Source organism: uncultured Arenimonas sp., from assembly GCF_963976025.1.
Lineage (GTDB): Bacteria > Pseudomonadota > Gammaproteobacteria > Xanthomonadales > Xanthomonadaceae > Arenimonas.
Genome location: NZ_CAXBJS010000127.1, coordinates 1 through 7,643, shown reverse-complemented (window position 1 = coordinate 7,643; position 7,643 = coordinate 1). Strand labels below are relative to the sequence as shown.

The window sequence follows — 7,643 nt, the reverse complement described above, 5'->3', positions numbered from 1 at the left end:
CGAGGCCAGCAGGAACTGGGCGCGGCCGGTTTCGCGGTCGAACAGGTAATACGCGCCCGGATCGACGTCGCTGTAGGTGCGGAACAGCACCTTGCGGCCGTCGCGGCTGATGCCGCCGAAGGAAACCGCGTGTTCCGGGAAGGCGTTGATCAGGCCGGCGTAGGTCTTGGACTCCGGGTGGTCCTTGTTGACGAACACGTAGTTGGGCACGCCGTCCATGTAGGCCACGGCCAGCAGCTCACGCTCGTCGCTGCTGTACAGGTAACCAACCGAATCGACGTTGGGGTTGGAAGCGACCGGGGTCTCTTCCCGGCTTTCCGGGTCCTGCAGCACCAGCCTGGCCGGTTCGCCCTTTTCGCTGACTTCGAAGAACACGCGCTTGTTCTCGCTGTCGAAAGTCACCGGGGTGCGCACGGCGCCACCCATCTCGGACGTGTGGATGGTGGTCCAGCGGTCGCCGTCGCGGCGCAGGGTGACGATCTCCAGGTCCTTTTCCTGGCCAACCGCGTAACGAACCTTGAGCTCGTGGTCGAGGATGAAGCCGCCGAAACGGATCGGGGCAGTGGCCACCGTGCTCACGCGGGCGTTGTAGACGTCGTACTTGGACAGGAAGGCCGAGTCGACCGAACGCTGGACCAGGATCGAACGCGGGTCTTCCCAGTTCTTGTCGACGATCTGGTAGAAGCCAAGGTTGGGCATGTCGGCGCGCTGGGTGCCGTCGACGTTGCTGGCGTAGACGTCCGGGGTACCGACGCGGAAGTCGAAGCGGCCAAGCTTCTCGCTGACGTACATCAGGAAACGTTCGTCATTGACCCAGCTGATGCGCTCGATGTGCTTCTTGGAACCGTAGTCCCACTTGCCCACCAGCTTCATGCCGTCGACTTCGAAAGCCGCGAGCACGGTGCGGTCGCCCTGGGGCACCGACACGGTGACGTACTTGCCGCTGGGCGACAGCGACACGGACGTGAACTCCGGGTCCTTGAAGAAGTCGCCGATCGGCAGCTGCGGCGGCTTGGCCAGGACGGCGGCAGGCAGCGCAAGCAGCGCGGCCAGTAGGAACTTCCCGAAAATGTTCATGGTGCTTTTCCCCGAAAAAAGGTCAGCCCTTGGCCGACATCATGCTGGCGAACTTGTCGAACAGACCGGCCACATCGCGCGGGCCGGGACTGGCTTCCGGGTGGCCCTGGAAGCTGAATGCCGGGGCATCGGCCAGCTCGATGCCCTGGTTGGATCCGTCGAACAGCGAACGATGGGTGACACGCACGCCGGCCGGCAGGCTGGTTTCGTCGATCGCGAAACCGTGGTTCTGGCTGGTGATCATCACGCGCTGGGAGTCGAGGTCGATCACCGGGTGGTTGGCACCGTGGTGGCCGAACTTCATCTTCATGGTGCGCGCGCCCGCGGCCAGGCCCAGTAGCTGGTGGCCCAGGCAGATGCCGAAGGTCGGCACCTTCGCCGCCAGTACCTCGCGGATGGCGGCGATGGCGTAGTCGCAGGGCTCCGGGTCGCCGGGGCCGTTGGACAGGAAAACACCGTCGGGATTTTCCGCCAGCACCTGGGCGGCCGGCGTCTGCGCCGGCACCACGGTGACCCGGCAGCCGCGGTCGGCCAGCATGCGCAGGATGTTGCGCTTGACCCCGAAATCGTAGGCAACGACGTGGAAACGCGGCTCGACCCGGGCGAATTCATTGGAATCGAGGTCCAGCGAGCCTTCGGTCCAGCTGTAGCGCTCGCGGGTGCAGACCTCTTTGGCCAGGTCCATGCCCTTGAGGCCGGGAAACTTGCGGGCGGCCTCGATGGCGGCCTCGCAGTCGATGTCACCCGCGACCAGGCAGCCGTTCTGGGCGCCCCGGTCACGCAGCAGGCGGGTCAGCCTGCGGGTGTCGATGCCGGCGATGGCCACCACGCCCCGGGCCGACAGCCATTCGGGCAGCGAAGCCTGGCTGCGCCAGTTGCTGGGGCGGCGCGGCACGTCGCGCACGATCAGGCCGGACGCCCAGGGCTTTTCAGCCTCGTCGTCCTGGGCCGTGAAGCCCGTGTTGCCGATGTGCGGGTAGGTCAGGGTGACCAGCTGCCGGGCATAGGAGGGATCGGTGACGATCTCCTGGTAGCCGGTCATGGCGGTGTTGAACACCACTTCGCCGGTGCGGCTGCCGGTGGCGCCTACGGAGATGCCCTCGAATACAGTGCCGTCTTCGAGCGCGAGGATTGCGGGTTGGTTCACGGGCTATCGCCTTGGCTAGGGGGAACCCGTTCACAGGGTGTGCGAACACCCGCGGACTGGGCAGGACCATGTCCGGACGGATGAGGGTTCAGGCGAGCGGGAAGTTTAGCGACACCGGCCCGAAAAGGAAACTCGGCGGCGCTGGTTCAGGTACGGCCGCCGGCCAGCAGCAGCTCGCCGAAATCGTAGCGTCCCGGGCCCCGCCCGGACAGGCGCACCGCGGCCTCCAGGGCGCCGCGGGCGAAGATGTCGCGGTTGCCGGCGCGGTGCACCAGCTCCAGGCGCTCGCCGGGCCCGGTGAGCTGGACCAGGTGCTCGCCGACGATATCGCCGCTGCGCAGGCTGGCGTAGTGCGGGGGGCTGCCCCGGCCCTGCTCCACCGCCTGGCCCAGGGACAGCGCGGTGCCCGAAGGCGCGTCCTTCTTCTGGGTGTGGTGGGACTCGACGATATCGGCGTCCCAGCCCGGCAGCGCCGCCGCCGCCTGGTGCACCAGGGCCCGCAGCACCGCCACGCCGACGCTGAAATTCGCCGACCACAGCACCGGCACCAGCTGCGAGGCCTCGTCCATGGCCGCTACCTGGGCATCGGACAAGCCGGTGGTGCCGCTGACCAGGCCGGCACCCTTGGCCCGGCAGGCCGCGACCAGCGGCCCGAAGGCTTCAGGCAGGCTGAAGTCGATGGCCAGGTCGTAGTCGGGCGCGTCGGCCAGCCTTTCCACCGGCAGCACCGGCACGCCGGCCGGCGCCTCGGCCAGCGGCTGGCCGCTGCGCGAGACGGCGGCGACCAGCTGCAGTTCGGGCCGCTCGGCGACCAGGCGCAGTAGTGCGCGGCCCATGCGCCCGCTGGCGCCGTGGATCAGGATACGGATGGGGAGCGGTTGTTCCATGGCCGGACGCTAGCGGAAAGCGCCCGGCGCTGGCAAACGGCTACACTCGCGGCCATGCCTGAACGTGCCGCCGTCCCGCCAAGGACGACTTCCTCCCGCCACGTGCCGATCCGCCTGCCCCTGCTGGCACTGGCGCTGTTGGCCCTGGTGCTGCACTTCACCGGTGCCCTGGATCGCGCCGACGACCGGCTGGGCGACTGGCTGCTGGCCCACCACGCCCAATCGCGGGTTCCGCCCGACGACATCGTGGTGGTGGCGATCGACCAGAAGAGCCTGGAGGAAATGATCGAGCTGGCCGGCAGCTGGCCCTGGCCACGCAGCGTGCACGGCGAACTCCTGGACATGCTGGCGCCCCACGCGCCCAGGGCCGTGGCCTTCGACCTCTTCTTCAACGAAGAAGACCGATTCCAGGCCCTCAGCGACGAGGCTTTCAGCGAAATCGTCGCCGGGCAGGACAATCTCTTCTTCGCCTCGCTGCGCCTTTTCGACGGCAACCTGGCGCCGCTGTCGATGCTTCCCGCGAGCTTCGGGGCCGAAGCAAGGCCCGGAGCGAACCCCGATGCCAAGGCCGTGTTGCTGGTGCCGGGCATCCTTGGGGAAGACAGCTGGCGCGGCGGGCTGGTCAATTTCGTCGCCGACAAGGACGGCATCGGGCGCCACACCCGGCTCTACGACGAGATCGAAGGCTGGCGGCTGCATTCGCTCGAGGCCAACCTCGCTACCTTCATCGGCACTGCCCTGCCCGATCGCCAGCGCCTTCGGCTGCACTGGTACGGGGAGCCACCGCCGACCATTGCCTACTCCGACCTGTTCAATGACCTGCAGCAGGCCGAGCCGGTCATCGCGCCCACCCTGGCCGGCAAGGTCGTGCTGATCGCCGCCACGGCGCCGGGCCTGCTCGACATGCGCCCCACGCCGATCAGCCAGCAGACGCCCGGCGTGCACATCCGCACCACCGGCCTGGCCAACCTGCGCGCCGGCGACTGGCTGTCCGACTGGCCCGCGCGCTGGCCCCTGCTGCTGGTCCTGGTCGCCGGCACTGCTTTGGCGTTCTACCGGCGCGCCAGCCCGCTGCAGTCGGGCCTGGGCCTGGGCGTGGCCAGCCTGGCCGTCCTGGCCGCCGCCTGGTTCGCCTTCGAAGCCAACCTGTACCTGCCGGTGGGCGCGGCGCTTGCCATGGCCTGGGTCGGCTACGGCCTGCTCACCGTGGAATCGCAGTGGCTCGAGCGCCGCCAGCGCGAGGCCACGGTCGGCATCTTCGGGCGTTTCCTGGACCCGCGCGTGGTCGAAGGGCTGGTCGAAAGCGGCGAACTCGACCGCGAACGCAAGCCCGAGGCGCGCGAGATCACGATCCTGTTTTCCGACATCCGGGGTTTCACCACGCTGTCGGAAACACGCACGCCGGAACAGGTGGTGGACCTGCTAAACCGCTATTTCAGCCGCCAGGTCGAGGTGATCTTCCGCCACGGCGGCACGCTGGACAAATTCATCGGCGACGCGATCATGGCCTTCTGGAATGCCCCCACCCAGACCGAGGGGCATGCGGCGAAGGCGGTGGAGGCGGCGCTGGACATGACCCTGGCCCTGGACGAGTTCAAGCGCGAGCTGGCCGCCAACGGCGAAGGCCTGGGCGACTTCGACGTCGGCATCGGCCTGCACACGGGCCCGGCCGTGGTGGGCTTCCTGGGCAGCGACACGCGCATGGAATACACCGCCATCGGCGACACCGTGAACCTGGGCAGCCGCATCGAGGGCACCACCAAGGGCGTGGCCCGGGTGCTGGTGTCGGGCGCCACGAAGTCCGCCTGCGGCGCTGATTCCCGTTTCAACTTCATCCACCGCGGACAATTCAAGGTCAAGGGCCGCGAAGAACCGGTTGAACTGTACGAACCGGTACGCAACACCGACCCATCCCGAGCAGGAGGCATGCCGTGAGAACAAAACGCCGAACCCCCACCCCCACGCTGGCACTGGCGCTGGCCGCCGCCCTGGCCAGCGGCCTGGCCTTCGCCGAATCCGCCACCACGCTGCGCGCCACCGAGATGCGCAGCGAGCCCCTGGGCTCGGCCGAGGTCGTGGCCAAGCTGGGCGACAAGGCGCCCGTGGACATCACGCAGCGCAAGGGCGCCTGGGCCGGCGTCAAGAACAGCGACGGCCTGGACGGCTGGGTGCGCGTACTGAACCTGCGCACCGGCACGTCCGACGGCAAGTCGGCCGGCGGCGGCAACCAGCTGGCCGCGGCCTTCCTAACCGGGTCCAGCGGCAATACCGTCAGCACCGGCGTCAAGGGTCTGTCGCCGGAAAAGCTTCGCAACGCCGGCGAGGCGCCGGGTGAAGTGGAGTTTCTCGACCAGCTGGCCGCGTCGCCCGAAGACGCCCGGCTGTTCGCGATGTCGGCCAGCCTTCAAAACCACCAGGTCGACTACCTCAAGTCCGACCGCCGCAGCCGGAGGAAGCAGCGATGAAAACCAGACATCTCCTGGCTGCGCTGGTTGCGCTGGCCCTGGCTTCGCCCGCCGCCGGCTTTGGTCGCCTGGGTGACGCCGAAAAACTCTTCAAGTTCGGCAAGAAGGCCGCCGACGCCACTGCACCGATCACCGACGAAGACGAAATCGAACTCGGCCGCGGCATCGCCGCCCGCCTGCTGGCCGCCCGTCCGCTGGTGCGCGACGACGCCATGCAGCAGTACGTGAACCGCGTCGGCCTGTGGCTGGCCCTGCAGACCGAACGGCCCAACCTGCCCTGGCGCTTCGGCGTGATGGACAGCACCGACGTCAACGCCTTCGCCCTGCCCGGCGGCACCATCCTGATCACCCAGGGCCTTTACGACCGGCTGCGCGACGAAGGCGAACTGGCCGCCGTGCTTTCGCACGAAATCGCCCACGTGGTCGAACGCCACCAGGTGAAGGCCATCAAGAAGGAAATGGGCACGGCCTTCGCCACCGAACTGGCCGGTGAAGCGGCCGGCCACAGCGACAACCAGGCCGTGCGGATGTTCGGCCAGAAAGCCTTCCAGGCCGGCACCGAGCTCTTCGTGCGGGGCCTGGACAAGGGCGACGAACACCAGGCCGACGTGCACGGCATGGTCATCTCGGCGCGGGGCGGCTACAACCCCTACGCCCTGGCCGCGGTGCTGCAGACCCTGGACGGCACCAAGGCCGACGACGTCGGCGTGGCGCTGATGTTCTCCACCCACCCGACGGCGGTAAGCCGCATCGAACACCTGGAAACGGTGGTGGGCGACAAGCTCGAGGCCTATGCGATGAACGAGGCGCCGGCGCGCATGGTGCGGCCGGCGCAGTAAAGAACCGGCAGTCCGGAAAACAACAAGGGCGCCCGAGGGCGCCCTTCTTGTTTGATGCAGTCTTCCGGCCTCAGGACGTCATGCGGTCCCAGAAGGACTTCACGCCGTCGAGGAATCCGCTCGAGCGCGGCGAATGCCGGGCGCCGTGTTCGCCTTCGAAGGTGGAGTCGAAGTCCTTGAGCAGTTCGCGCTGGCGCGCGGTCAGGTTGACCGGGGTTTCCACCACCACCCGGCAAAGCAGGTCGCCGGTGCCGTGGCTGCGCACCGACTTGACGCCCTTGCCGCGCAGGCGGAACAGCTTGCCGGTCTGGGTTTCCGGCGGCACCTTCAATTTCACCTCGCCCTCGAGCGTGGGCACGACGATGTCGGCGCCCAGCGCCGCCTGCGAAAAACGCACCGGCACTTCGCAATAAAGATCGTTGCCCTCGCGCTGGAAGATGGCGTGCGCGCGCACGTCCACTTCCACGTACAGGTCGCCCGGCTGGGCGCCCGGCGGGCCGGCTTCGCCTTCGCCGGCAAGGCGGATGCGGTCGCCGGTATCGACGCCGGCCGGGATCTTCACCTGCAGCACCTTTTCGTCCTGCACGCGGCCGTTGCCGTGGCAGGTCTTGCAGGGTTTGGCGATGGTCTGGCCGCGGCCACCGCAGGCCGGGCAGGCCTGCTGCACGGCGAAGATGCCGCGCTGCATGCGGACCTGGCCGCGACCGCGGCAGGTACTGCAGGTTTCGACCTTGCCATCTTCCGAACCGCTGCCTTCGCAGGGCTTGCAGGCCACCAGGGTGGGCACTTCGATGCGCTTGTCGACGCCGAACACGGCCTCTTCGAGGTCGAGCTCGACCACGTAGCGCAGGTCGGCGCCGCGGCGCGGGCCGCGCTGGCGTCCGCCACCGAAAATATCGCCGAAGATGTCGCCGAAGATGTCGTTGACGTCGTGGAAACCGCCGCCCGGGTTGCCGCCACCCATGCCGTTTTCGAAGGCGGCGTGGCCGTGCTGGTCGTAGATGCGGCGCTTGCCGCCGTCCGACAGCACTTCGTAGGCCTCCTTGGCTTCCTTGAAGCTGGCCTCCGCGGCCTTGTCGCCGGGATTGCGGTCCGGGTGGAATTTCTGCGCCGCGCGCCGGTAAGCCTTCTTCAGCTCGTCCTCGGCCGCAGTGCGGGAAACCCCCAGCACCTCGTAGTAATCACGTTTGCTCATCCAAAACCCCAGCCAATGCACCCTGCACGGCTC

General features: G+C 68.2%; 7 protein-coding genes. 3 read left to right on the top strand and 4 right to left on the bottom strand.

What is annotated here, in order from left to right:
- From AACZ35_RS10260 to dapB, 3 genes are all read right to left on the bottom strand, one after another.
- A partial coding sequence (locus AACZ35_RS10260) for a hypothetical protein (protein WP_339828828.1) occupies nucleotides 1-1,077 on the bottom strand: 1,077 nt, incomplete at its 3' end.
- 22 nt (nucleotides 1,078-1,099) lie between these two features.
- Nucleotides 1,100-2,224: a glutamine-hydrolyzing carbamoyl-phosphate synthase small subunit gene (gene carA, locus AACZ35_RS10255; RefSeq protein WP_339828825.1), complete on the bottom strand. Its 1,125-nt coding sequence runs from the start codon at nucleotides 2,222-2,224 to the stop codon at nucleotides 1,100-1,102.
- 146 nt (nucleotides 2,225-2,370) lie between these two features.
- Nucleotides 2,371-3,111 (bottom strand): 4-hydroxy-tetrahydrodipicolinate reductase, encoded by a 741-nt coding sequence (gene dapB / locus AACZ35_RS10250; protein WP_339828822.1) that lies wholly within the window; start codon nucleotides 3,109-3,111, stop codon nucleotides 2,371-2,373.
- Between the two features lie 54 nt (nucleotides 3,112-3,165).
- On the opposite strand from dapB, the gene AACZ35_RS10245 reads away from it, so the two are divergent.
- Genes AACZ35_RS10245 through AACZ35_RS10235 form a run of 3 tightly spaced genes read left to right on the top strand, consistent with a single transcriptional unit; the run spans nucleotide 3,166 to nucleotide 6,415 of the window.
- Nucleotides 3,166-5,046: an adenylate/guanylate cyclase domain-containing protein gene (locus AACZ35_RS10245; RefSeq protein ID WP_339828820.1), complete on the top strand. Its 1,881-nt coding sequence runs from the start codon at nucleotides 3,166-3,168 to the stop codon at nucleotides 5,044-5,046.
- Nucleotides 5,043-5,576 carry an SH3 domain-containing protein gene (locus AACZ35_RS10240; protein WP_339828817.1) on the top strand — a complete coding sequence of 178 codons (534 nt, stop codon included), beginning with the start codon at nucleotides 5,043-5,045 and terminating at the stop codon, nucleotides 5,574-5,576. The genes AACZ35_RS10245 and AACZ35_RS10240 overlap by 4 nt, the downstream gene beginning before the upstream one ends.
- Nucleotides 5,573-6,415, top strand: a complete 843-nt coding sequence (locus tag AACZ35_RS10235) for a M48 family metalloprotease (protein ID WP_339828815.1) — start codon at nucleotides 5,573-5,575, stop codon at nucleotides 6,413-6,415. The genes AACZ35_RS10240 and AACZ35_RS10235 overlap by 4 nt, the downstream gene beginning before the upstream one ends.
- A gap of 70 nt (nucleotides 6,416-6,485) precedes the next feature.
- Here the strand turns inward: AACZ35_RS10235 and dnaJ are convergent, their stop codons facing one another.
- Nucleotides 6,486-7,610 carry a molecular chaperone DnaJ gene (gene dnaJ / locus AACZ35_RS10230; protein WP_339828813.1) on the bottom strand — a complete coding sequence of 375 codons (1,125 nt, stop codon included), beginning with the start codon at nucleotides 7,608-7,610 and terminating at the stop codon, nucleotides 6,486-6,488.
- Nucleotides 7,611-7,643: the final 33 nt, after the last annotated feature.